At 44.9% G+C, this 23,473-nt stretch carries 28 protein-coding genes; 26 read left to right on the top strand and 2 right to left on the bottom strand.

Translation table 11 applies throughout. The annotated features are described in order from the left end of the window. Nucleotides 1–533: 533 nt before the first annotated feature. The 9 genes from QYB97_RS23355 to rsmI all read left to right on the top strand — a co-directional run bounded on the left by QYB97_RS23355 (nt 534) and on the right by rsmI (nt 7,279). Nucleotides 534–731 (top strand): sigma factor G inhibitor Gin, encoded by a 198-nt coding sequence (locus QYB97_RS23355; protein ID WP_301168410.1) that lies wholly within the window; start codon nt 534–536, stop codon nt 729–731. A gap of 104 nt (nt 732–835) precedes the next feature. Beyond that, complete coding sequence (locus QYB97_RS23360; protein WP_301168411.1) at nt 836–2,275, top strand: aminotransferase class I/II-fold pyridoxal phosphate-dependent enzyme; 1,440 nt, start codon at nt 836–838, stop codon at nt 2,273–2,275. Beyond that, complete coding sequence (tmk, locus tag QYB97_RS23365) at nt 2,275–2,916, top strand: dTMP kinase (protein ID WP_301168412.1); 642 nt, start codon at nt 2,275–2,277, stop codon at nt 2,914–2,916. Before QYB97_RS23360 ends, tmk begins: the two co-directional genes overlap by 1 nt. 24 nt (nt 2,917–2,940) lie before the next feature. Further along, nucleotides 2,941–3,270 (top strand): cyclic-di-AMP receptor, encoded by a 330-nt coding sequence (locus QYB97_RS23370; protein WP_301168413.1) that lies wholly within the window; start codon nt 2,941–2,943, stop codon nt 3,268–3,270. 101 nt (nt 3,271–3,371) lie between these two features. Further along, nucleotides 3,372–4,358 carry a DNA polymerase III subunit delta' gene (holB, locus tag QYB97_RS23375; RefSeq protein WP_301168414.1) on the top strand — a complete coding sequence of 329 codons (987 nt, stop codon included), beginning with the start codon at nt 3,372–3,374 and terminating at the stop codon, nt 4,356–4,358. 6 nt (nt 4,359–4,364) lie between these two features. Then, nucleotides 4,365–5,192 (top strand): PSP1 domain-containing protein, encoded by an 828-nt coding sequence (locus tag QYB97_RS23380; protein WP_301168415.1) that lies wholly within the window; start codon nt 4,365–4,367, stop codon nt 5,190–5,192. Between the two features lie 15 nt (nt 5,193–5,207). After that, complete coding sequence (gene yabA, locus QYB97_RS23385) at nt 5,208–5,561, top strand: DNA replication initiation control protein YabA (RefSeq protein WP_301168416.1); 354 nt, start codon at nt 5,208–5,210, stop codon at nt 5,559–5,561. Nucleotides 5,562–5,625: 64 nt separating this feature from the next. Next, nucleotides 5,626–6,369, top strand: a complete 744-nt coding sequence (locus QYB97_RS23390; RefSeq protein WP_301168417.1) for a tRNA1(Val) (adenine(37)-N6)-methyltransferase — start codon at nt 5,626–5,628, stop codon at nt 6,367–6,369. Between the two features lie 22 nt (nt 6,370–6,391). Further along, entirely contained in the window at nt 6,392–7,279 is an 888-nt protein-coding gene (gene rsmI / locus QYB97_RS23395; RefSeq protein WP_301168418.1) for a 16S rRNA (cytidine(1402)-2'-O)-methyltransferase, read from the top strand. Between the two features lie 44 nt (nt 7,280–7,323). On the opposite strand, the gene abrB is transcribed toward rsmI, so the two are convergent. Together abrB and QYB97_RS23405 are read right to left on the bottom strand one after the other, a co-directional pair. Continuing rightward, nucleotides 7,324–7,608 (bottom strand): transition state genes transcriptional regulator AbrB, encoded by a 285-nt coding sequence (gene abrB / locus QYB97_RS23400; protein WP_061975985.1) that lies wholly within the window; start codon nt 7,606–7,608, stop codon nt 7,324–7,326. 224 nt (nt 7,609–7,832) lie between these two features. Then, entirely contained in the window at nt 7,833–8,138 is a 306-nt protein-coding gene (locus QYB97_RS23405) for a hypothetical protein (protein WP_301168419.1), read from the bottom strand. 63 nt (nt 8,139–8,201) lie between these two features. Here QYB97_RS23405 and metG point away from each other — a divergent pair, with 63 nt between their 5' ends. The 17 genes from metG to fin all read left to right on the top strand — a co-directional run bounded on the left by metG (nt 8,202) and on the right by fin (nt 23,341). Continuing rightward, nucleotides 8,202–10,166, top strand: a complete 1,965-nt coding sequence (gene metG / locus QYB97_RS23410) for a methionine--tRNA ligase (protein ID WP_301168420.1) — start codon at nt 8,202–8,204, stop codon at nt 10,164–10,166. A gap of 206 nt (nt 10,167–10,372) precedes the next feature. Further along, entirely contained in the window at nt 10,373–11,140 is a 768-nt protein-coding gene (locus QYB97_RS23415; protein WP_301168421.1) for a TatD family hydrolase, read from the top strand. A 197-nt stretch (nt 11,141–11,337) separates the two neighbouring features. Continuing rightward, on the top strand, nt 11,338–12,594 hold the full coding sequence (locus tag QYB97_RS23420) for a resuscitation-promoting factor (RefSeq protein WP_301168422.1): 1,257 nt from the start codon (nt 11,338–11,340) through the stop codon (nt 12,592–12,594). A gap of 129 nt (nt 12,595–12,723) precedes the next feature. After that, entirely contained in the window at nt 12,724–13,281 is a 558-nt protein-coding gene (gene rnmV, locus QYB97_RS23425) for a ribonuclease M5 (protein WP_301168423.1), read from the top strand. Then, a complete protein-coding gene (gene rsmA / locus QYB97_RS23430; protein ID WP_301168461.1) occupies nt 13,278–14,153 on the top strand; it encodes a 16S rRNA (adenine(1518)-N(6)/adenine(1519)-N(6))-dimethyltransferase RsmA in 876 nt (291 codons plus the stop codon). The genes rnmV and rsmA overlap by 4 nt, the downstream gene beginning before the upstream one ends. 85 nt (nt 14,154–14,238) lie before the next feature. Further along, on the top strand, nt 14,239–15,114 hold the full coding sequence (yabG, locus tag QYB97_RS23435) for a sporulation peptidase YabG (RefSeq protein WP_301168424.1): 876 nt from the start codon (nt 14,239–14,241) through the stop codon (nt 15,112–15,114). Nucleotides 15,115–15,355: 241 nt separating this feature from the next. Then, entirely contained in the window at nt 15,356–15,616 is a 261-nt protein-coding gene (gene veg / locus QYB97_RS23440) for a biofilm formation stimulator Veg (protein ID WP_061975971.1), read from the top strand. A gap of 126 nt (nt 15,617–15,742) precedes the next feature. Continuing rightward, complete coding sequence (locus QYB97_RS23445; protein WP_301168425.1) at nt 15,743–15,919, top strand: small, acid-soluble spore protein, alpha/beta type; 177 nt, start codon at nt 15,743–15,745, stop codon at nt 15,917–15,919. Nucleotides 15,920–16,048: 129 nt separating this feature from the next. Next, entirely contained in the window at nt 16,049–16,951 is a 903-nt protein-coding gene (gene ispE / locus QYB97_RS23450; RefSeq protein WP_301168426.1) for a 4-(cytidine 5'-diphospho)-2-C-methyl-D-erythritol kinase, read from the top strand. Nucleotides 16,952–17,052: 101 nt separating this feature from the next. Beyond that, nucleotides 17,053–17,889, top strand: coding sequence for a pur operon repressor (purR, locus tag QYB97_RS23455; protein ID WP_301168427.1), 837 nt, complete (start codon nt 17,053–17,055; stop codon nt 17,887–17,889). Next, nucleotides 17,886–18,263 (top strand): RidA family protein, encoded by a 378-nt coding sequence (locus QYB97_RS23460; protein WP_301168428.1) that lies wholly within the window; start codon nt 17,886–17,888, stop codon nt 18,261–18,263. Before purR ends, QYB97_RS23460 begins: the two co-directional genes overlap by 4 nt. Before the next feature lie 166 nt (nt 18,264–18,429). Next, nucleotides 18,430–18,720: a septation regulator SpoVG gene (spoVG, locus tag QYB97_RS23465; protein WP_053356264.1), complete on the top strand. Its 291-nt coding sequence runs from the start codon at nt 18,430–18,432 to the stop codon at nt 18,718–18,720. A 470-nt stretch (nt 18,721–19,190) separates the two neighbouring features. Beyond that, a complete protein-coding gene (glmU, locus tag QYB97_RS23470) occupies nt 19,191–20,567 on the top strand; it encodes a bifunctional UDP-N-acetylglucosamine diphosphorylase/glucosamine-1-phosphate N-acetyltransferase GlmU (protein ID WP_301168429.1) in 1,377 nt (458 codons plus the stop codon). Nucleotides 20,568–20,620: 53 nt separating this feature from the next. Next, a complete protein-coding gene (locus tag QYB97_RS23475; RefSeq protein ID WP_301168430.1) occupies nt 20,621–21,574 on the top strand; it encodes a ribose-phosphate diphosphokinase in 954 nt (317 codons plus the stop codon). Between the two features lie 86 nt (nt 21,575–21,660). Continuing rightward, the gene (locus QYB97_RS23480; protein WP_301168431.1) at nt 21,661–22,329 is read left to right on the top strand and encodes a 50S ribosomal protein L25/general stress protein Ctc; all 669 of its coding nucleotides are present in this window, start codon (nt 21,661–21,663) and stop codon (nt 22,327–22,329) included. A gap of 146 nt (nt 22,330–22,475) precedes the next feature. Next, entirely contained in the window at nt 22,476–23,036 is a 561-nt protein-coding gene (gene pth / locus QYB97_RS23485) for an aminoacyl-tRNA hydrolase (protein ID WP_301168432.1), read from the top strand. A gap of 74 nt (nt 23,037–23,110) precedes the next feature. Then, complete coding sequence (gene fin / locus QYB97_RS23490) at nt 23,111–23,341, top strand: anti-sigma-F factor Fin (protein ID WP_301168433.1); 231 nt, start codon at nt 23,111–23,113, stop codon at nt 23,339–23,341. Nucleotides 23,342–23,473: the final 132 nt, after the last annotated feature.

The raw sequence follows: 23,473 nt of genomic DNA on the forward strand, positions 1-23,473 counted from the left end.
TGAAGCACTGCTGAGAAATCAGCGGTGCTTTTTTGTGTTGCCGAAACGATGAAAATGTCGTGATCTGCAAGTAAATCGTGTCGAACCGCAAGTAATGGAGATAACATCGCAACTATTCGTTGTCGAACCGCAAGTATTCAAGCCTGTACCGCAACTAAACGGTGTCGAACCGCAAGTAACGCAGCGCCAGAGAGATCAAAAAGGCCACGAAGAACCGAATCAGCCCACTCCCCAGCTCCGCCCACACCAAAAACCCCTAATTAGTCCTTTTCCTCTTCGCAAAACCCAAAAAAACTCTCCTCAAAGATCACTACTTATCCCCTTTCTTTCCAAACATCCTAATTCCTCAAAAAAGAACTGATTTTTCAGCTCAACACGAGATATAGGCTTTTATTTTCGAGACAGACACGAACAAATTCTGCTTTACATACATTGAACTAGAGCCCAAGAAGAAAAAAACAAGTTTAGTAAGGTACGAGAGTATAGAGGAACTGCACGTTGGGAAGAATGGAAGTAACGGAGGTGGATGAATAATGGAATCATCAAAACAGCAAGCAGGGGAAATATGCTTGGTTTGTGAAGAAAAGAAACAAACCGGCATTCATATTTTACATCAGTACATTTGTATGGATTGTGAAGAAAAAATAGTTTCTGCGGAGACCAATGATGAATATTATAAACACTATCTGAATCAATTAAGAAAATTGAAACTGGTTAATTCCTCTGTCTAAACAGGCCCCCGCGGGCCTGTTTTCTCTTTGTGGGTAAAGCAGTGGGTATCAAGTTATGCTAAAATAAAGGAAAGTAAACTATTTAAGGATTAAAGGATTAACAGATGGGACAACAACAAACACCATTGTACGATGCCCTCGTGCGGCATCGTCAGCATGCAAAATGGTCTTTTCATGTACCGGGCCACAAGAATGGAACGATTGGATATGAGCGAAATGAGACGTTCTCATCGATGCTACCTTTTGATGTGACAGAACTGACGGGGCTGGATGATCTTCATGAACCGGCAGAAGCGATTCATGAGGCGCAGCAGCTGACCGCTGATTTTTATAATGTGAGGCACAGTTACTTCCTTGTTGGCGGAAGTACAGCAGGGAACCTTGTTATGCTGTTTTCCGCTTTTAAGGAAGGGGATGTTGTCCTCATTCAGCGCAATTGCCATAAGTCTGTGTTAAACGGGCTTGAGCTGGCAGGATTGAAGCCTGTTTTTTTGCCGCCGGAAGTGGATCCGGCAGGGCAATTTGCGACGGGTCTTTCCCTTTCAAGTGTCAAAAAGGCATTGGACAAGTATCCCGATGCTAAAGGAATTCTCCTTACTTCTCCAAATTACTATGGCATGGTTCTGGGGCTCGCAGAGATTATTGAGTATATGCATCAGAAAGAATTGGTCGTGCTGGTGGATGAGGCACATGGTGCTCATTTGGGACACAGCCCATATTTTCCGGATGGTGCCATAAAAGCCGGAGCAGATATGGTTGTGCACTCTGCCCATAAGACTCTGCCTGCCATGACAATGGGCGCTTATCTGCACTCAAACAGTTTTCGAATTGACGAAAACAGGGTAAGACATTATTTACAAGCCCTGCAGTCAAGTTCACCTTCCTATCCCATAATGGCCTCTCTTGATTTGGCCAGAGCATATACCGCAAATCTTTCTTCTAATGATTTTAAACAAATCAAGCTGGATTCAGATCACTTCCGCAATTCATTAAATGAACTTGTCGAACTTTGTGTGCTGGAAGCTTCACCAGGCTGCGAACTGGATCCATTGAAAGTAACTGTGCAGAGTACCAGGGGATTATCAGGATACGAACTTCAGCATATATTTGAGAAAAAAGGAATTTATACCGAGCTTTCCGATCCATCCAATGTATTGTTTGTTCTTCCATTGGGAAAGATTCCGGACTTGGCTGAAATCATTGAAAAGATAAAAGAAGCCGTTTCGGAAGGAATGTTTCACGAGGAACAATTTCGACAAATTTCGTTATCTGTCCCGCCGGGGGAAATAAGCGCTCTTGAGAAAAGTTACAAGGAATTGGCGCAAATGGAGACCGATCTTGTGTTTCTTAAAGAAGCAGAGGGATTGATAGCGGCAGAAGCGATTATTCCGTACCCGCCAGGCATTCCTTTAATTGCCAAAGGGGAACGGATCACAGCAGACATGATTAAAGAATATCAGTACTTGTCCTGCCAGGGAGCCAGATTCCATGGAGGACAGGAACATAAAATATACGTATTTGCAGAACAGAAGGAAGAGTGCTAGTGAACGGATTATTTATAACCATTGAAGGCCCTGATGGATCAGGCAAATCCACTCAGATTAAAAAGTTGGCGGAGTTTTTAAAGGAACGTTCAATTCCTTTTATTTTAACCCGGGAACCGGGAGGAACTGCGGTCAGTGACAGAATCCGGTCATTAATCCTGGACCCCGCCCATCCCGAAATGGCGGATGAGACAGAGGTATTGCTTTATGCCGCGTCGCGTGCACAGCACGTAAAGGAGAAAATTGTCCCCGCTTTAAAGGAAGGGAAATTGGTCCTGTGCGACCGGTTTGTGGACGCTTCTGTCGCCTACCAGGCATATGGCCTTGGTATTCCCGTAGAAGATGTAACCCGCATCAACACGTTTGCAACCGGAGGCTTGAAGCCGGACCGCAGCTACCTTATTGATGTGTCCCCCGAGATCGGGAGACAGCGCATGGTGAGCCGGTACTCCGGAGAAGGGCTTGACCGTATTGAGCAGAAAGAGCTTGATTACCATGAACGGGTCAGATCGGGCTTCCAAAAAATTTATGAAGAGAACAGGGAACGTTTCCTGCTTGTTGATGGAAATCAGGGCATGGATGAAGTTTTTGATGAAATCATAAAGGATATTAAATTACTTCTAGCGAACCGATATAAATAATAAAAAGCAGGAGGGATACAAAGGATGAAGATGATCATTGCAGTTGTACAGGACAAAGACAGCAACCGGCTGGCAGATGCTCTTGTCAAACATGAATTTCGTGCAACCAAGCTTGCCACGACAGGAGGTTTCCTGAAGGCTGGCAACACGACATTTATGATTGGTGTGGAAGATCACCAGGTGGATCGCGTCATGGAAATCATCAAAGAAAACTGCAAGAGCCGCAATCAGCTGGTTGCCCCTGTATCTCCTATGGGCGGCAATGCAGATGCTTACGTCCCTTATCCTGTTGAAGTTGAAGTTGGAGGCGCAACTGTATTTGTTCTTCCGATTGAAAGTTTTCAGCAGTTTTGAATATAAAAATGATGATATAGAAGGAAGATCTATAGGTCCTTCCTGATCAGGTTGGCGAAACGAAGGGGCTGTTGATTAATCTGTAGATGTAGGTGGAAAAAATGAGCTGGGAACAATTAACTAAGCGTCAGCCACGGGTGGTTAAAACGTTAACAAACACTGTCAGGAAAGAACGTCTTGCTCATGCTTATGTTTTTGAGGGAGGCCATGGCACCGGCAAGATGGACGTGGCCCTGCAGCTTGCAAAAACATTTTTATGCCGGGAGAAAACAGATGTTGAACCTTGCGGAGAATGCAAGGATTGCAGACGCATCGATTCAGGCAATCATCCCGATGTTCATGTCGTTCAGCCGGACGGACAATCCATTAAGATCGATCAAATACGCGGTCTGCAAAAGGAATTTGCCTATCATGGCATGGAGTCTGAGAAGAAGGTTTATATTGTCGAACATGCTGACCGAATGACTGTACAGGCTGCCAACAGTCTGCTGAAATTTCTGGAAGAGCCTTCTTCTTCCACCATCGCCATTTTGCTGACTGAGCAGGTGCACCGGTTGCTTGAGACTATTATGTCACGCTCACAGGTGCTTTCTTTTTCACCGCTTCCCTCTGATCAGCTGATCGGAGTGCTTCAGGATGAGGGAATTTCTCTGCCCATGGCTTCAATGGCAGCAGCTTTGACGAGTGATAAGTCAGAAGCGGTCGAAATTTGTAGGGAAGAGTGGTTTGCACAAGCACGAGACAAAGTGATACAATTAACTGAAGAGTTGAGAAGTCGTCCCAATCAGGCTCTTGTTTCATTACAGGAAAACTGGTTGTCGTTTTTTAAGGAAAGAGATCAACTCGACAACGCATTAAGCCTTTTATTGATCTGGTACAAAGATCTTTTATTTATACAGCTTTCAGAGCCGGAGCACCTGGTATTTGTCGATCAGCGGCAGGCGTTGGAGCAACAAGCTCTACATACCTCACAGAAACGAATCAGTGAGAACATGCTGGCGGTATTAACTGCCAAGCAACGTCTAGGTGCAAACGTAAATCCACAGCTCCTCATGGAGCAGCTGGTTTTACGATTACGGGAGGGATAAAAGCCTGTGTATGAAGTAGTTGGTGTCCGTTTTAAAAAAGCGGGAAAAATATACTATTTCGATCCTGGCGACCTTGAAATCATAAAAGATTCTTTCGTAATTGTCGAAACAGCACGCGGTATTGAGTACGGAAAAGTCGTTATAGATAAGAAGCAGGTTGGGGAGAATGATGTTGTACTTCCTCTGAAGAAAGTCGTAAGAACCGCAAACGAAAAAGATACACTTGCGGTTGACGAAAACAAAAAAGCTGCCCAACAAGCTTTTCATCTTTGCACTGAGAAAATCACCGAGCATAAGCTGGATATGAAATTGGTGGATGTTGAATATACATTTGACCGGAATAAGGTTATTTTTTATTTTACAGCGGATGGACGCATCGATTTCCGTGAACTCGTTAAGGATCTTGCTTCTATTTTCCGAACACGGATTGAACTTCGTCAAATCGGTGTTCGTGATGAAGCCAAGATGCTTGGCGGAATCGGTCCATGCGGCAGAATGCTGTGCTGTTCAACTTTTCTTGGTGACTTTGAACCCGTCTCAATCAAGATGGCTAAAGATCAGAATCTCTCGCTGAATCCGGCGAAAATTTCTGGGCTTTGCGGCCGTTTAATGTGCTGTTTGAAATACGAAAATGACTATTATGAAGAAGTCAAAAAAGAGCTTCCGGATGTTGGCGAGTACATTGCCACTCCTGATGGAAGAGGTCGCGTAGTAGGATTGAATATGCTCGAGAAACTTGTGCAGGTCAATCTGCCTGAACTTGAAAAAGTAACAGAATACACAATTGATGAGCTCATGAAAGAAAAGGAATTATTTACGCAAGCTACAGAATAATGAGGTGGAAAGCACGTGGAGAAAGATCAAATTTTTTCCCGGGTGACCCATATGGAGCAGCAATTGGCAGCTTTAACGGAGCAAATTGGAGACTTAAAAGCAGACCTAGTCGCTTTATTGGAACAGAATCACAACCTGCAAATGGAAAATTACAATTTGCGAAGTGCTCTGAAACCACTGGAAAAAAAGGGATCCAAATCCTCTGTTAAAAAGCGGTCACTGTCACAAGAATCGGCAGATATCGGGGAAGGCTATGACAACCTGGCCAGGCTGTATCAAGAAGGATTTCATATTTGCAATCTGCATTACGGAAGTGTACGGACAGAGGGCGACTGCCTGTTTTGTCTTTCATTCCTTAATAAAAAATAAGAGTCTTTCCATTGGGGAAGACTCTTTTCTGTTGTAAGGGCAAAAATTCGAAAAGAGTGATGAAATGGAAAGCCGGTTACAAGGTGACGAACGTCTGGATTACCTGGTGGACGAGTCCCTGAAAATTATACAAAGCCCCAGCGTTTTTTCTTTTTCCCTGGATGCTGTATTGCTCAGCAGGTTTGCCTATATTCCTATCCAAAAGGGAAAAATTATTGATCTTTGCAGCGGAAACGGTGCTGTGGCACTGCTGTTAACCCAGCGCTCCAACGCTCAAATTACAGGCGTGGAGATTCAGGAGCGGCTGAGCGATATGGCGAGAAGGAGCATTGTTCTGAACGGTCTGGAGGATCAGGTGAGCATGGTGACGGACAATATTGTGAATGTCCCTGAGAAATTGGGGCACGGCCGATTTGATGCGGTCTTATGCAATCCCCCCTACTTTCCCTCAGCTAACCGGAAAGACCATAATGAAAATGAGCATCTTGCTGTGGCGAGGCATGAAATTTACTGTACGCTGGAAGACGTCGTCTCGGTAAGCAGCAAGCTCGTTAAACAGGGCGGAAAGGTTACCTTTGTCCACCGGCCCCAGCGTTTGATGGATATTTTAAGCACCATGAGAGCATACCGCCTCGAGCCAAAGCGGCTGCAATTTATCCATCCGAAAAAGGGCAGTGAAGCCAACATGCTGCTGATTGAAGGCATGAAGGATGGCAAGCCGGATCTTCATATTCTTCCGCCGCTTACCGTATATGGAGAAGACGGGCAGTACACAGAAGAATTGAAGACCGTTTTTTACGCAAAATAAGAAGTGGAAGGAGGAATGAGCCATGTGGCAGCAAAGCAGCTATCAGGGGCAGCATGAAACAGGCGTGCTCTATCTGGTTCCTACACCGATCGGCAATCTGGAGGATATGACCTACCGGGCGATACGAATCATGAAGGAAGCGGATTACATAGGGGCGGAAGATACGCGGCAGACCAAAAAGCTCTGCAATTACTTTGAAATACAGACACCGCTTCTCAGCTATCATGAGCACAATAAAGAAACAAGCGGAATGAAGCTGATGGACCGGTTAAAAGAAGGAAAGACGATCGCCCTCGTATCCGATGCAGGAACTCCCGCCATCTCGGATCCTGGGTATGAGCTGGTTGTCAGTGCCTTAGCGGAAAACATTCCTGTAATCCCTTTGCCTGGAGCCAATGCGGCCCTGTCCTCATTGATTGCTTCGGGTCTTGATACAAAGGACTTTTACTTTTATGGATTTCTTCCCCGGGGAAAAAAAGAGAAGCGGGAACAGCTGGAGCGGATGAAGTTCTATCCGTTTACGATGATCTTTTATGAATCTCCCCACCGCTTAAAGGAAACGCTATCGCTTATGCATGAAGTGCTGGGGGACCGGCAGCTTTCGATGGCCAGGGAATTAACGAAGAAATATGAAGAGTTTATAAGAGGCTCTTTAACGGAAGTTCAGGAGTGGGCAAAAAGCACAGAGATCAGAGGAGAATTTTGCCTCATTGTAGAAGGATCGGAACATGGACTGGATGAAGAGAATGCGGGGGCAGAATGGTGGGAGCCGTTTACCGTCGTTGAACATGTACAGCATTACATGGACCAGGAACAGTTAAAAAGCAAAGAGGCGATAAAACGCGCTGCAACAGACCGAAACGTATCCAAGCGGGAAGTCTACCAGGCCTATCACATCGAACAAGAATAAAATAGTATAAAAAAAGCCTCCTGGTTTACAGGAGGCCGTTTTTATTATTTTGAAGTTTGAAGCTGTTTTTGAAGTTCGTTCATGATTTCTTTTGCGCCTTCTGGGCTAAGAATGATCTTTCCGCCAGCTAGTGAGTAGTTGTCATCAGAAACTTCACCAGTTACAGCACATGTCATGTTAGGCTTGTACTTTTTAAGGATGATGCGGTCATCATCAACATAAATTTCCAATGCGTCCTTTTCTGCAATTCCAAGAGTACGGCGTAATTCGATTGGAATTACCACACGTCCTAGCTCATCAACTTTACGAACAATACCTGTAGATTTCATTTTAGTAATCTCCTCCCGAATAGTGGAATATCTAAACCTGATTTTTTATCTATATTTATATAATCGTCAGAATTCGACAAAATCTTACGGATTCATCATAACAATATTTCCAGATTAGGTCAACTATTTTGTAAATAAAAATTTCTTTATCTATTTACCCTGTTTCCTCTGAATTCAATCATATCAGAATGTTAAAGGAATAAGGTAAAAATAGGCTTAGAATTTTATTCTTTATTTTCAAATTTATTACTGGAAATTACGCTTGATAAATTCGTCAATTTTCGACAAAACTGACTTTTAAAAAATACCCTCTTAGCCTGTTCTTCCCTGTTCATCCTGTTTACCTTGACATCACTTTGTGGTATTAGGTATATTTTGAGTGAAGAAAAGAGCATAATGAAAGTATTTACATAAAGTGATTTCGCACCTGCTTTGTATTTTATGTCCCAGAAGAAACATTTTTTTACACTTTTTCTTTTTACCCAAATCGAATAGGTGCCAGTTGTTTTCACTTTTCCTGTAAATAACATGTCCCTCCTTATGCAGGGGCTTTTTTCATAGTTTATTAAATTTTTATACCGGAGGAATTTATTATGGGAGAAAAAACATTTTATATTACAACGCCTATATATTACCCCAGCGGAAAACTCCATATCGGCCACGCGTATACAACCGTTGCGGGTGATGCGCTTGCGCGCTACAAGCGCTTGAAGGGCTACGATGTGATGTATTTGACAGGAACCGATGAACACGGCCAGAAGATTCAGCAAAAAGCGGAAGAAAACAATGTGAGCCCACAGCAGTATGTGGATGAGATTGTTACCGGAATCAAGGAACTTTGGGAAAAGCTTGACATTTCATACGATGATTTCATTCGCACCACAGAGGACCGTCATAAGGAAAGTGTTGAAAAAATCTTTAAACAGCTGCTGGATCAGGGTGATATTTACCTTGGCGAATATGAAGGCTGGTACTGTACGCCGTGTGAGTCCTTTTTTACGGAGACTCAGCTTGTTGACGGCAAATGCCCGGATTGCGGACGGGAAGTTAAGCGTGTTAAAGAAGAAAGCTATTTCTTTAAAATGAGCAAATATGCCGACCGTCTCCTGCAGTTTTATGAGGAGAACCCTGACTTTATCCAGCCAGAGTCCCGAAAAAACGAAATGATCAATAACTTCATTAAGCCGGGTCTGGAAGATTTGGCGGTTTCCCGTACGTCGTTCGACTGGGGCGTGAAGGTACCGGGCAATCCGAAGCATGTGATCTACGTGTGGATTGATGCGTTGTCCAATTACATCACAGCTCTTGGATACGGCTCTGACAATGATGATGAGAAGTATAAAAAATTCTGGCCGGCCAATGTTCATTTGGTAGGTAAAGAGATTGTCCGTTTCCATACGATTTACTGGCCGATCATGCTGATGGCGCTTGAGCTTCCGCTTCCGAAAAAGGTGTTCGCGCACGGATGGCTGTTAATGAAAGACGGCAAAATGTCCAAATCCAAAGGAAACGTGGTGGATCCGGTTACGTTGATCAACCGCTATGGCCTGGATGCGCTTCGCTATTATCTGCTTCGTGAAGTTCCATTTGGTTCTGACGGCGTATTCACACCGGAAAGCTTCGTCGACAGAGTCAACCATGACCTGGCCAATGACCTTGGAAACCTGGTCAATCGGACGGTTGCCATGATCAACAAGTATTTTGACGGCGCCCTTCCTGCTTACCAGGGGAATGTAACGGATTATGACCAGAGCCTGGTTGAATTTGCTCAGGAGGCCATCAAGAAAACGGAAGAATCTCTTGAAAACATGGAATTCTCAGTAGCATTGAGCAGCATTTGGCAGCTTGTCAGCCGCACGAATAAATATATTGATGAAACACAGCCTTGGATTTTGGCCAAGAACGAAGAAGACAAGCAAGCCCTGGGTTCTGTTATGTATCACCTGGCTGAATCCATCCGAGTGGTCTCCATCCTGATTCAGCCATTTTTGACCAATGCGCCAGCAAAGATCTGGAACCAGCTGGGCATCAAGGAAGGCGAGCTGACCGATTGGAATACAGTGTATGAATTCGGCAAGCTTCCTGAAGGAACAAAGGTCCAAAAAGGAAACCCGATCTTCCCTCGTCTGGAAACAGAGGAAGAGGTAAGCTACATTAAAGAATCAATGGGCGGTGCTCCTGCAGCGAAAGAGGAAGAAAAACCACAGCAGCCCGTTGTTGAAAAAGAAGAATCAGATGAGATTTCAATTGATGATTTCATGAAAGTTGATCTTCGGGTGGCACAGGTCATTGAAGCAGAACCGGTAAAGAAAGCGGACAAGCTTTTGAAGCTTCAGCTGGATCTGGGCTATGAAAAAAGACAGGTTGTTTCAGGGATTGCAAAGTTCTACCGCCCCGAAGACCTTGTCGGACAAAAAGTGATTTGTGTAACGAATCTCAAACCGGTTAAATTGCGCGGGGAACTGTCAGAAGGCATGATCCTTGCCGGTTCAGCCGGCGATCAGCTCACATTGGCAACCGTAGATCAAAGTTTGCCGAATGGTGCGAAAGTAAAATAGAACAGCGTCGAATGGGAAGCCTAAAAGGGCTTCCTTTTTTTGTATAAAAAAGAAGAAAAAGAGGGAATTCGATCAAAAAATCCCTATATTTACCGCTGATTTTCCAGTATGTAATAATTCTGTAATGCAATTGTTATACGGACGACTTGGTGTTATAGGACAAAGGTATGATAAACTGTGAAAGTGTTAATAGGAGGGTAATCTTCATGTTTGATACACACGCACATTTAAATGCAATTCAGTTTGAAGAAGATCTTGAAGACGTGATTCAAAGAGCTTTGGATGAAGGAATTTCACATATTGTGGTTGTTGGTTTTGACCAGCCGACAATCAAAGGCGCTCTAAAATTGGCTGATACATATGATTTTATCTATGCAGCTGTAGGATGGCACCCTGTGGATGCGGTGGATATGACACCGGAGGATCTGCAATGGATTGAAGAACTTGCGGACCACCCGAAAGTCGTGGCCATTGGCGAGATGGGGTTGGACTATCATTGGGACAAGTCACCGAAGGACGTGCAAAAGCGCGTGTTCCGGCAGCAGATTCAACTGGCGAAAAAGGTAAGGCTCCCGATTATTATTCATAATCGCGATGCGACACAGGACGTCGTTGATATTCTGAGAGAAGAAGGAGCCGAAGAAGTCGGCGGAATTATGCATTGCTACAGCGGAAGCCTTGAAGTGGCGAAGGAATGCATGGATATGAACTTTTATATTTCATTTGGCGGCCCCGTGACCTTTAAAAACGCGAAAAAGCCGAAGGAAGTAGCAAAAGAGATTCCGATTGACCGGCTTTTAATTGAAACGGACTGTCCTTATTTAAGTCCTCACCCGCTCAGGGGAAAACGAAATGAACCATCATATGTAAAATATGTGGCTGAGGCCATAGCAGAATTAAGAGAAATGCCGTTGGAAGCTTTAGTTAAAAAAACGACCGAAAATGCGAAGCGCTTGTATCAGATCAGCGACTGAGTGCTCGGTCAAACCGTTGTGAAAAACCCGGCAATAGCAAGGGATGAGTGGGGAAATGATAGGGGTGTCTCCCCGTTCATTCCACCCGGCTTCAAGTGTAAATCGGCCATGTTCCAATCATTTGAAAACAAGGGGGGATTTGACAACAGAGAAATCTGCGATTATACTTCAATCTTTGTGAAGGGGGAATAGGTGAAATGAACAGGAGCAAAGCAAAGCTTTTTTATAATTTTATGACGAAAAAGCTCATATTGGCTGCTTCGGCTATCATCGTTCTGGCTGTGACAACAGGTTTCGTAGGCTATGAAACTTCGAAAACAGATGTTTCCATCATGGTTGACGGAAAGAAGAAATCGTTTAGTTCGCACGCTGAAAATGTTAGGGATGCACTTTCTGATTATGGAATTAAACTAAACCGCCATGATGCAGTAACGCCAGGATTAAATGAGCCGCTTAAAGACGGCATGCAGATACAATACACGCCTGCACACCGCTTGAACTTTACGGTGGACGGGGAAAAGCAGACCGTGTGGACAACTGCCGGTACAGTAAAAGAATTTCTGGGTGAACGCGATATCAGCGTAAACCAGCACGATAAATTACAGCCTGCATTAAATACACCAATCGAAGACAAGCAGGAAATCAACCTGCAGCAAGCTGTCTCTGTAGACCTTGTTGTCGGGGGCAAGAAAAAGCAAGTCTGGACCACTTCGACTACGGTCGCTGACCTTTTAAAGCAAGACAAAGTGAAATTGGGAGATCTTGATCGCGTAAAACCAGCGAAAAAGACCGAACTAAAAGACGGAATGAAAGTTAACATAACCCGGGTGAAAAAGGTCACCGATGTAGTTGAGGAAGATACACCGTTTGCCACTGTTAAGCATAAAGACGGGGAATTGGCAAAGGGCAAGGAGAAAGTAGTAAAAGAAGGCTCAAAAGGCCGGCTTTCTAAAAAGTATGTGGTCGTACTTGAAAACGGGAAGGAAGTATCCCGCAAGCTTAAAAGTAAAAAAACGCTTAAAGAAAGTAAGGATAAGGTGATTGCTGTGGGAACCAAGGCAGCGCCAAAACCGCAGCCAAAAGCACAGCCAAAAGCACAGCCGAAACCGAAAGCAAAGCCGGTTGTTGTGTCCCGCGGAAAGAGCAGTCCATCCTCATCCGGAGATAAAGAACTGTATGTAACAAGCACCGCATATACAGCTAACTGCGAAGGATGCACCGGTAAAACCGCTCTAGGCGTGAACCTGCATGCAAACCCGAACGCAAAAGTGATCGCCGTTGACCCGAGCGTCATTCCGCTTGGCAGCAAAGTATATGTTGAAGGCTACGGATACGCGGTTGCAGCCGATACAGGCGGAGCAATCGACGGAAACCGCATCGATGTATTCTTCTCCTCTCAGTCTAAAGCTGAGCAATGGGGAAGGAAATCTGTAAAAGTAAAAGTGATTAAATAGATCAAAGCTTCAGGAAGCAGGGGAGAGGCGTCCAATCCGAATTGGCGGCGATCCCCTGCTTTTTATTTTCCTAAAAGGAAAGTAAGGGTATACTAGAAAGTAGTTTTTTGCATCATCTGGGAGGAAATTATGAAAATTAAAGAAATAATCGTGGTAGAAGGAAAAAGTGATACCACTGTGATACAGCATGCAGTCAATGCGGATACCATTGAAACAAACGGCTCGGAAATCAGCGAGGAGACGATTGAACAAATCCGCCTTGCCCAGGAAAAGCGGGGGGTTATTATTTTTACCGATCCCGATTATCCCGGTGAACGCATCAGGAAAATCATCTCAAGCAAAGTGCCAGGCTGCAAGCATGCCTTTCTTCCGAAGCAGGAGGCCATCGCAAAAAATAAAAGAGGACTCGGTGTGGAGCATGCTTCCCGGGAATCGATTTTGGAGGCGCTCGGCAACGTAAAAGAAGAATATATTGAAGAAGTGGAACGGATTACGTGGAATGATCTGGTTTCGGCCGGCCTGATCGGCGGCCCGAAGGCAAAGGCAAGAAGAGAAAAATTGGGAAGACTATTACGGATTGGGTATATGAACGGCAAGCAGCTCCACAAGCGCCTGATGATGTTTCAGATCACGGAAGAGCAGTTTGCTGATGCCATACTTGAACTACAACAGGAGGAGCGGGAATAATGAAGGACATCTCGAATCCGCAAAGCATGAAAGCCATTTTGAAGAAGCATGGCTTTACATTTAAGAAAAGCCTCGGTCAAAACTTCTTGATCGACCGCAATATATTGAATAACATCGTTGCCCAGGCAGACCTAACGGAAAACTCAGGGGCCATTGAAATCGGACCGGGAATTGGTTCGCTCACAGAGCACATCGCCCGTCAGTCAAAAAAGGTGGTGGCGTTTGAAATCGACCAGAGGCTGCTGCCTATTTTAAATGAGACGCTCGCACCATATCCTCACGTTAAAGTCATTCATTCTGATATTCTTGAAGCTGACGTGAAGAAAGTGATTCAGGAAGAGTTTTCAGGAATTGAGGATATCATGGTGGTCGCCAACCTTCCTTATTATGTGACCACACCGATTATCATGAAGCTGCTTACCGAAAAGCTTCCCATCCGCGGGATTGTCTGCATGATCCAAAAGGAAGTAGCGGACAGGCTTGCGGCAAAACCGGGAACGAAAGAGTACAACTCCCTTTCCATCGCTGTCCAGTATTATGCGGAAGCCCAGACCGTCCTCAAGGTGCCGAAAACCGTTTTCGTGCCGGCTCCGAATGTGGACTCGGCCGTCATCCGCCTGACACTTCGGAAAGAGCCGCCGGTTCAGGTGGAGGATGAAGATTTCTTATTTGAAGTGATTCGTTCTTCATTTGCACAGCGAAGAAAAACACTCTGGAACAACCTGCTCAATAACCTTCCATTAAAAGAGAAGCGGGAAGAGCTTGAGAATGTGTTCCGGCAAATTGAGATTGATCCTAAACGAAGAGGAGAGACACTGACCATCCAGGAGTTTGCCAAACTATCTGAAGCATTGGCCCCTCTTCTAAAATAGACTCATGTTTCGAATCCCGGTTACATATCTTTAATAAGAATATGGTAACTGGGATTTGTATTTTTTCCCAAACAGGGGGAGTTTGATGAAACTTGAGGTTGGTTCCGTAGTTGGCCGAACATCCTATAATTGTGATTTGCTGTTCCGCATCGTAGGTTTTAATGAAGATAAAACTGTTGCTGACCTGGCGGGTGAGGAAATGCGACTCCTGGCCGATTCTCCTGTCGCTGATCTTGTGGCCATGTCGCAGCAGCAGCAGCACGAAAGGCGTCAGGAAGGCCAGGCAAAGGAAGAGTCTTCTTATAAGCTGTTCCGGCAGGATTACTATTTGCTCCGGCAAAAAAGGGAGTATCTCTCAACGAACGGTTACGAATATGACCAATCTTATTTTGAACTGCCGGGAAGGGTGCTGCACGTGGACGGTGACCCTCTTTACCTCAGCAAATGCCTGGAATTATATAAACGGCTTGGTGTCCCGGTTTACGGGATTCATATCAAAGAGACGGAAATGCCCGAAAAGGTTCCGGCCCTGGTCGATGAGGTCCGTCCGGATATTCTTGTCATTACCGGACATGATGCGTATATGAAAAGCAAAGGCTCCATCGAGGATATGCAGGCATACCGCCACACCAAGTTTTTTGTCAGGACGGTAAGGGAGATCCGCAGGAAATATCCGCAGCTCGACCATCTCATGATATTTGCCGGCGCCTGCCAGTCCCATTTTGAATCGCTGATCAAGGCGGGCAGCAATTTTGCAAGTTCACCCGCGCGAATTAATATTCATGCACTGGACCCTGTCTATATTGTTTCGAAGATCAGTCTTACGTCATTTATGGAGCATGTGAATGTGATGGACGTCCTGAGAAACACCCTTACGGGAAGGGAAGGATTGGGCGGGGTCGAAACGAAAGGGTTCTTGCGGACTGGCATGCCGATTAAATCCCAGACGTATATTCAATAAAAAGGCTTCCAGCCTGGAATGAGCAGCACGGTTTTCGCTGCTCCCTGCTGGGGGCTTTTTTGTGTTTTTATAAAGTTTTTTGGTTCCCATACATAAATTTTACATTTGTCCACATAATAAAAGTGTAAAAAAGGATAATTTTTCATTGACATCTGAACTTCAAAATTGCTATAATTTTAGTTTTAATTTGACAAAAAGTAGCGATTTATGTTACAATTTGTCTAAGTGAGGTGGAGCCGATATGGGTAAAACAATAGTGGACATTAGACGAATTTTGGAGTCTAACGTGGGTAAAAGACTTTCTCTGAGAGCTAATGGAGGCCGTCGCAAAACGATTGAACGACTTGGTACCTTGGAAGAAACATACCCTGCCGTATTTATTATTAAACTGGATCAGGACACCAACGCTTTTGAACGTGTTTCTTACAGCTACGCTGACGTATTAACAGAAACCGTTGAACTTACTTTCTTAGAAGAATCCCAGGTGGTTAGCGGGCAGTAAGAATTCTTACTGCTTTTTTTTTATGCTTTTTTTTTGAAACCGCCATATCACCTATTCATACATAACCATACCCCAAACGTAAAATACTAATCCATATCGCTATTTAAATTGAGAGGGGTTTGCATCATGAGCAGAAGACGAGGAATGATGTCTGAGCAATTCAAGATGGAGCTAGCCAGGGACCTTGGATTTTATGATACAGTCCAGCAGGAAGGCTGGGGCGGCATAAAGGCCAAGGATGCAGGCAACATGGTGAAGCGTGCCATTGAAATCGCGCAGCAGAACCTGTCCCGACAGCAATAAATATGCGAGCGCCGGAGCCATGCTCCGGTTTTTTTGTGGGCCATTAGCCGGCAGTTTCTTTTCCATATAGAGGCTGCACGGGATTTGTGATAGTATCAAATTAAATATTAATGATATAGGGGAATCTTTATGAATGATAAAAAGATATCCATTAAAGCTCCGGCAAAAATCAATTTGTCGCTTGATGTTCTCGGTAAGCGTAAAGATGGGTACCATGAAGTTAAGATGATTATGACCACAGTGGATTTGGCGGACCGTGTGGAACTGACCCTCCTTGAGGAAAATAAAATCACCATTGAATCCACAGGCGGATTTGTGCCCCTCGACCAGCGCAATTTAGCGTATCAGGCGGCCATGCTGCTGAAAGAGACGTTTGGGGTAAAAAAAGGTGTCGGAATACATATTTCCAAAAATATTCCGGTTGCCGCAGGCCTGGCGGGCGGGAGCAGTGATGCTGCCGCAACCCTGAAGGGCCTGAATGAACTCTGGGAGCTCGGGCTGTCGATTGATGAAGTGGCTGTTCTCGGGGCGAAAATCGGCTCTGATGTTTCTTTTTGCGTGTATGGAGGTACAGCCATAGCTACCGGAAGAGGAGAGCATATCGAGCATATTAAACCGCCGCCTCCTTGCTGGGTACTTCTGGCGAAGCCGCCGATCGGTGTCTCCACAGCCGAGGTCTACCGCAAGCTCGATGTTCAGAATATTGAACATCCTGATATTGATGCGATGGTAAGGGCGATTGATACTTATGATTATGAGGCCGTCTGCAGCCAGCTCGGTAACGTTCTTGAAACGGTCACTCTTCCGCTTTACCCCGAAGTGAAACAGATTAAGGACCAGATGAGCAGGCTTGGAGCTGACGGAGTATTGATGAGCGGCAGCGGTCCTACTGTGTTTGGACTGTTTCAGCATGAATCCCGTGTAAATCGTGTGTACAACGGGTTGAGGGGCTTCTGTACTGAAGTGTATGCCGTACGCCTTTTGGGTGAGGGGCAGGACGACTTTAAGGACTATAATCGAGAAAAATTGTAAAACAGTAACCGCTTAATTTGAATGATTTCCATTTCCTTGTTGATAAAAACCGTATGAAAATGGTATATTAACTTCAAATATTCGGTTTTTGGAGGAAAAGGATGAAATTAAAAAGAAGCGGAAGAATGGTCGACCTCACCACCTATTTATTACAGCATCCGCATCAGTTAATTCCACTGTCTTATTTTGTAGAGCGGTATCAATCAGCCAAATCATCCATCAGCGAGGATCTGGCCATCATCAAGGAAAATTTTGAGTTCCAGGGAATTGGCTCTATCATTACGGTTGCCGGAGCGGCCGGCGGAGTAAAGTATATTCCGTCCATTTCAAAGGAAGAAGCAACGGGCGTGATCCGGGAAATCACCGATATGCTTGAAGACCCGGAGCGGCTGCTGCCCGGAGGGTATTTATATTTAACAGATATTATTGGAAATCCGAGCCTGGTCAATCAAGTCGGGCGTCTGTTTTCCTCTGTCTTTTCCCGCCAAAAGATTGATGCTGTCATGACGGTGGCGACCAAGGGAATACCCCTCGCCTATGCAGTGGCTTCGCAGCTTAATGTTCCTGTTGTGATCGTTAGAAGCAACAGCAGGGTCACAGAGGGCTCCACGGTAAGCATTAATTATGTTTCCGGTTCCACAAAGCGCATCCAGACGATGGCGCTGGCGAGAAGAAGTATCCAAAAAGGCGCCAATGTCCTTATCATTGATGATTTCATGAAGGCAGGCGGAACCATTCGCGGCATGATCAGTCTGATTAAAGAGTTTCAGGCTGAAGTCGCGGGAATCGGCGTGCTCGTGGAAGCCCAGGACGGGGCCGAACGATTGGTGGATGATTATGTGTCACTCACCAGACTGGCAAGCGTAAATGAAAAAGAACAGCGAATAGAGGTCGAAGAAGGAAATTACTTCAACCAAAAGGAGACGAACGGACAATGAACAAGGTACAGACTGAAAAAGCACCTGCGGCCATTGGCCCTTATGTACAGGGAATGGTTGTGAATAATCTTTTCTACAGTTCGGGTCAAATTCCATTAACCGCAGAGGGGGAAATGGCAGAGGGAGGTATAGACGTCCAAACTCACCAGGTATTCAAAAATCTGGCTGCTGTGCTGGAAGCGGCGGGCTCTTCCTTTGACCAGGTTGTGAAAACGACCGTATTTATCAAAAACATGGATGATTTCGGACAAATCAATGAAATCTACGGAGAATATTTCTCGGACCATAAGCCTGCCCGTTCTTGCGTGGAAGTGGCACGCCTGCCTAAGGATGCCCAGATTGAAATCGAAGTGGTTGCACTCGTCAGGTCCTGAAAAATATGGTCTCAAAGATAGGAAGATAGCACCTTTTCATTTGGAAAGGTGCTATTTTTTATTTCACAAAATTTTTTAAAAATTTTTATATTAATAGAAGGATTTTACCCGGAAATGAAGAAATGTTGTTATACGTTCTTATTTATGGAAAAAGGTGGTGTCTGGAATGGAAGTGACTGATGTACGACTTAGAAGGGTGAACACTGAGGGCCGAATGAAAGCGATCGCTTCAATTACAATTGATCATGAGTTTGTTATTCATGATATACGTGTGATTGATGGAAACAACGGAATGTTTGTTGCTATGCCTAGCAAAAGAACGCCGGATGGGGAATTTAGAGATATTGCTCACCCAATCACGTCGAGTACACGCGAGAAGATTCAAAACGCGGTATTGACGGAGTATCACAGAATGGGTGAAATGGAATCTGCTTTTGAAGAAGCAGGAGCATCCTGATCTTAATTATTTAGAGAACTCCTTACCAAAATGGGGGTTCTTTTTTTTAGCGTTCTTTCCTTCCCTTTGCAGCCTGCCCAAAGTCACTTCCGCTTTTTACCAAGGCGCCTCCGCTTTTTAATGAATCCAGCTCCGGCGGCCAAAGCCTTTGCCGTTTCGGACTCACAATACAACACAAAGAGCGTGTTGATGTGTGAGCCCTCCAACGTCTATCGGCTTTAAACGGTCGCCTCCGCTTTTTTATGAATCCAGCTCCGGCGCCTAAAAGCTCTGCCGTTTCGTTTTCTCACAAAATACAAAAAACGTATTGTGTTCGAAAACTCCAACGTCTGCCGCTTTTGAGCAAGGCGCCTCCGCTTTTTAACAATCCCTTGACAACTTCTTCACATTCCTTGAAATGACTGTGATTATGAGATATATTCGTAATGGAATATTACCAGAATAATAGTAAATACTAGTGGAGGTCATTTATGAGTAATCGCTATGCAGTAGTGTTAGCTGCAGGTCAAGGAACAAGAATGAAATCCAGTCTATATAAAGTACTTCATCCTGTCTGCGGCAAGCCGATGGTACAACATGTGGTCGATCAGATCTCTCAGTTAGGCATGAAGAAGATCGTAACAGTGGTTGGCCACGGAGCTGAAAAAGTAAAAGACCAGCTAGGAGACGCTTCCGAATATGTTCTTCAGGAAGAGCAGCTCGGAACAGCGCATGCCGTGATTCAAGCGGAAGAAACATTGTCCAATGAGGAAGGCATTACGCTGGTGGTATGCGGAGACACACCTCTGATTACTGCGCAGACCATGCAAAAACTCATTGATGAGCATCAGGCTGCTGATGCAAAAGTCACCATTTTGACAGCAAAAGCGGAAGATCCAACAGGCTACGGCCGGGTGCTTCGCAATGAAAGCGGAACGGTTGAACGTATCGTTGAGCAAAAAGACGCATCAGACGAAGAGAAACTGGTGCAGGAAATTAATACAGGAACATACTGCTTCGATAACAAGTCCTTATTTGAGGCTCTTTCTTCTGTGAATAATGACAATTCCCAAGGTGAATATTACCTGCCGGATGTTATTGAAATCATTCAGAAGCATGGAGAAACGGTAGCGGCTTACCAAACGCCTTCTTTTGACGAGACGCTCGGGGTTAATGACCGTGTCGCGCTTTCGCAGGCTGAGAAAACGATGAAAAAGCGAATCAATGAAATACACATGAGAAATGGTGTTACCATCGTGGATCCGGACCAGACTTATATTTCTGCGGATGCCGTTATTGGACGGGATACAGTTATTTATCCCGGTACCATGATTACAGGCACCTCCCGTATTGGCGATGACAACATCATCGGGCCTAACAGCGAGATCAAGGACAGTACGATTGGGAATGGCAATACCATTAAGCAATCTGTCGTTCATGACAGTGAAGTGGGCAATGAAGTTAATATCGGACCTTTCGCGCATGTGCGTCCCGCTTCCTCCATTGAAGACCAGGTGAAAATCGGGAATTTTGTGGAAGTGAAGAAATCTGTAATGGCTCAAGGCAGCAAAGCATCCCATCTTACCTATGTGGGAGATGCAGAAATTGGCAGAGATGTTAACCTCGGCTGCGGAACAATTATGGTAAACTATGATGGAGAGAACAAACATCTTACCAAGGTGGAAGACGGTGCATTCATTGGCTGTAATTCGAATTTGATTGCCCCTGTCACGGTTGGCAAAAATGCGTATGTCGCAGCTGGATCCACCATTACGGAGGATGTTCCTGCTGAAGCACTTTCGATTGCAAGAAGCCGGCAGACAAACAAAGAAAATTATGTTTCCAACAGAAATAACAATAAAGCATAATGCTTTCAAAATAATTGAGCAAGCAGTTTAAAAAACGGAAGGAATAGGTGTTAATGGCTACTAGTTATGTTGATTCTACGTTAAAGGTTTTTACGTTAAACTCCAATATCGAACTCGCCCAGGAGATTGCAAAGCATATCGGTATTGATCTTGGAAAAAGCTCCGTCACTTCCTTCAGTGACGGCGAAATTCAAATTAATATTGAAGAAAGCATTCGCGGCAGTGAGGTTTATATTATCCAATCGACAAGCGACCCGGTGAACGAGCATCTGATGGAACTTCTTATCATGATTGATGCACTCAAGCGAGCTTCTGCGAAAACGATCAATGTGGTTATTCCGTATTACGGATATGCACGCCAGGACCGCAAAGCACGCGCCCGTGAACCCATTACAGCAAAACTAGTAGCAAACCTTCTTGAAACCGCTGGTGCGACAAGATTGATTACGATCGATCTTCATGCTACTCAGATCCAGGGCTTTTTCGATATTCCGGTGGACCAGCTTCTTGGTGTTCCGATTCTTGCCAATTATTTTGAAGATAAAAAACTTGAAGATATCGTCGTCGTTTCACCGGATCACGGTGGTGTGACACGTGCCCGCAAATTGGCGGACCGACTGAAAACACCGATTGCCATCATCGACAAGCGCCGTCCGCGCCCGAATGTGGTAGAGGTTATGAATATTGTAGGTAACATTGAAGGCAAAACAGCCATCTTGATTGACGACATTATTGATACTGCCGGCACCATAACGCTTGCTGCCAATGCACTTGTGGAAAACGGGGCGAAGGAAGTATATGCCTGCTGTACCCACCCGGTGCTTTCCGGTCCGGCCATTGAGCGTATTCAAAATTCGCGCATTAAAGAGCTTGTAGTCACCAACACCATCGTCTTGCCGGAAGAAAAACGCACAGACAAAGTGACTCAGCTGTCTGTTGCACCATTGCTTGGTGAAGCGATTATTCGCGTGCATGAGCAGCTTTCAGTGTCCAAATTGTTTGATTAAAGCCAGGTTTTTTGCTTGCTTGTTTTAAACTTCATTAAATTGGGTAATTCTTTATAGAGACTTATATTTAGGAAGGGTGAAATAATATGGCAACAGAACTCAAAGCCAATCAACGGAATACCACAAAGCGTTCTTATATCACTCAACTAAGGCAATCAGGAAATGTGCCTGCAGTAGTGTATGGAAGCAGCACAGAACCCCAGTCAGTAGCGGTTACTGGAACCGAATTTATAAAAATATTAAAAGATAATGGACTGAACGGAGTAATTTCCCTCAATCTGGATGGCAAGAAACAGTCCGTCATGGTTCAGGAAATCCAACGTGACCATTTGAAAAACGAAGTTACACACGTTGACTTCATCGTTGTTGACCTTAAAAAGGAAATCGAATCCGATGTTCCTCTTACGGTAACAGGTGAATCACCGGGAGTGAAAGAAGGCGGCGTGTTACAGCGTATCCTTCATACGGTAACGGTTAAAGCCAAGCCGAATGACTTCCCGGATCACATCGAAGTCAATGCTGAAAATCTTAACATCGGGGATTCTCTCCTCGTGAAAGACATCCCAACTTCATCTGCATACGAAGTTATGGATGATGAAGAAGAAGTGGTTCTTACTGTAACACCTCCGACCGTTGCTGAAACAGAGGATGAAGACGCAGAAGATGCGGAAGAAGCCGAAGCGGATGCAGGCGGAGATGCAGAAGGTGCAGCCGTGGATGAAGAAGACAAAGATAACGGCGAAACAAAGGAATAAGATTGCCTTAACCATACTCCAACGGTGCAGCTTACAGGCTGCGCCGTTTGTTTATGAGGACAGGCGTCTTTATTAATGAGTGAGAGAGTTTCGTGTATAATAAAAGTAGCAGAAAGGCTTTTTTTTGAGAAAGTGAGGATTTCATAGTGAAATGGTTTGTAGGCCTCGGCAATCCGGGCAGAGAATATGAAAAAACCCGCCATAATGTCGGGTTTTGGGTAATTGACGAACTGTCACGGCGTTTCAATATTCCGTTAAACCAGTCAAAGTTCAGAGGAATATATGGAACGGGTGTTATTAACGGAGAAAAGGTGTACTTGTTGAAGCCTTTAACATATATGAATTTATCGGGTGAATGCGTTCGTCCTTTTATGGATTACTTTAAATTGTCGGTCGAGGATATGGTTGTGATTTACGATGACCTGGATACTCCGGCAGGAAAGCTCAGGTTAAGAGAAAAAGGAAGCGCCGGCGGGCATAACGGGATGAAGTCGATCATCGCCCATATCGGCACGCAAGAGTACAACAGGGTCAGGTTCGGCATCGGCCGTCCGAAAAATGCCCAGCCCGTCCCCGACTATGTACTGAGCCCTTTTTCAAAGGAAGATGTTCCATTTGCCGAGAAGACTGTGGAACGCTCCGCAGACGCCTGTGAAGCCTTTCTTTCCATGCCGTTTACACGCGTCATGAATAAGTATAACGGCTGAATAGAAACCCCTTGTTCCGTTCATAATGGTAGTAACATATCCTATGCTAGTGAACCGGATAAGGGGGCTGAAAAATGGCTATTCATTACGAGTGCCGCCATTGCAAAAAGCACGTCGGGCGTTTGGAACAAAACACTCTGACCGCCGAACAGCTTGGTTTTCATGAGCTGTCCGCCGAAGACAGGCAAACGATGATCGAGTATGACAAGCAAGGTGAAATTCACGTCAAAACCATTTGCGAGGATTGTCATGAAGCGCTCGAAAGAAACCCGGATTATTATGCGCTCCAATCTTTTATTCAATAAGAAAGACGCTTTGGCAGCAAGCCAAGGCCTTTTTCTATTTGCAGGCTGCGTGGGAATAATTGGCGTGTAAAAGGGGAAAAAAGCAAGAAATACGAAAAAGCAGCATATACAACATAGTACTGAGGAATACGG

It is taken from the genome of Fictibacillus fluitans, from assembly GCF_030418125.1.
Classification (GTDB): domain Bacteria; phylum Bacillota; class Bacilli; order Bacillales; family Fictibacillaceae; genus Fictibacillus_C; species Fictibacillus_C fluitans.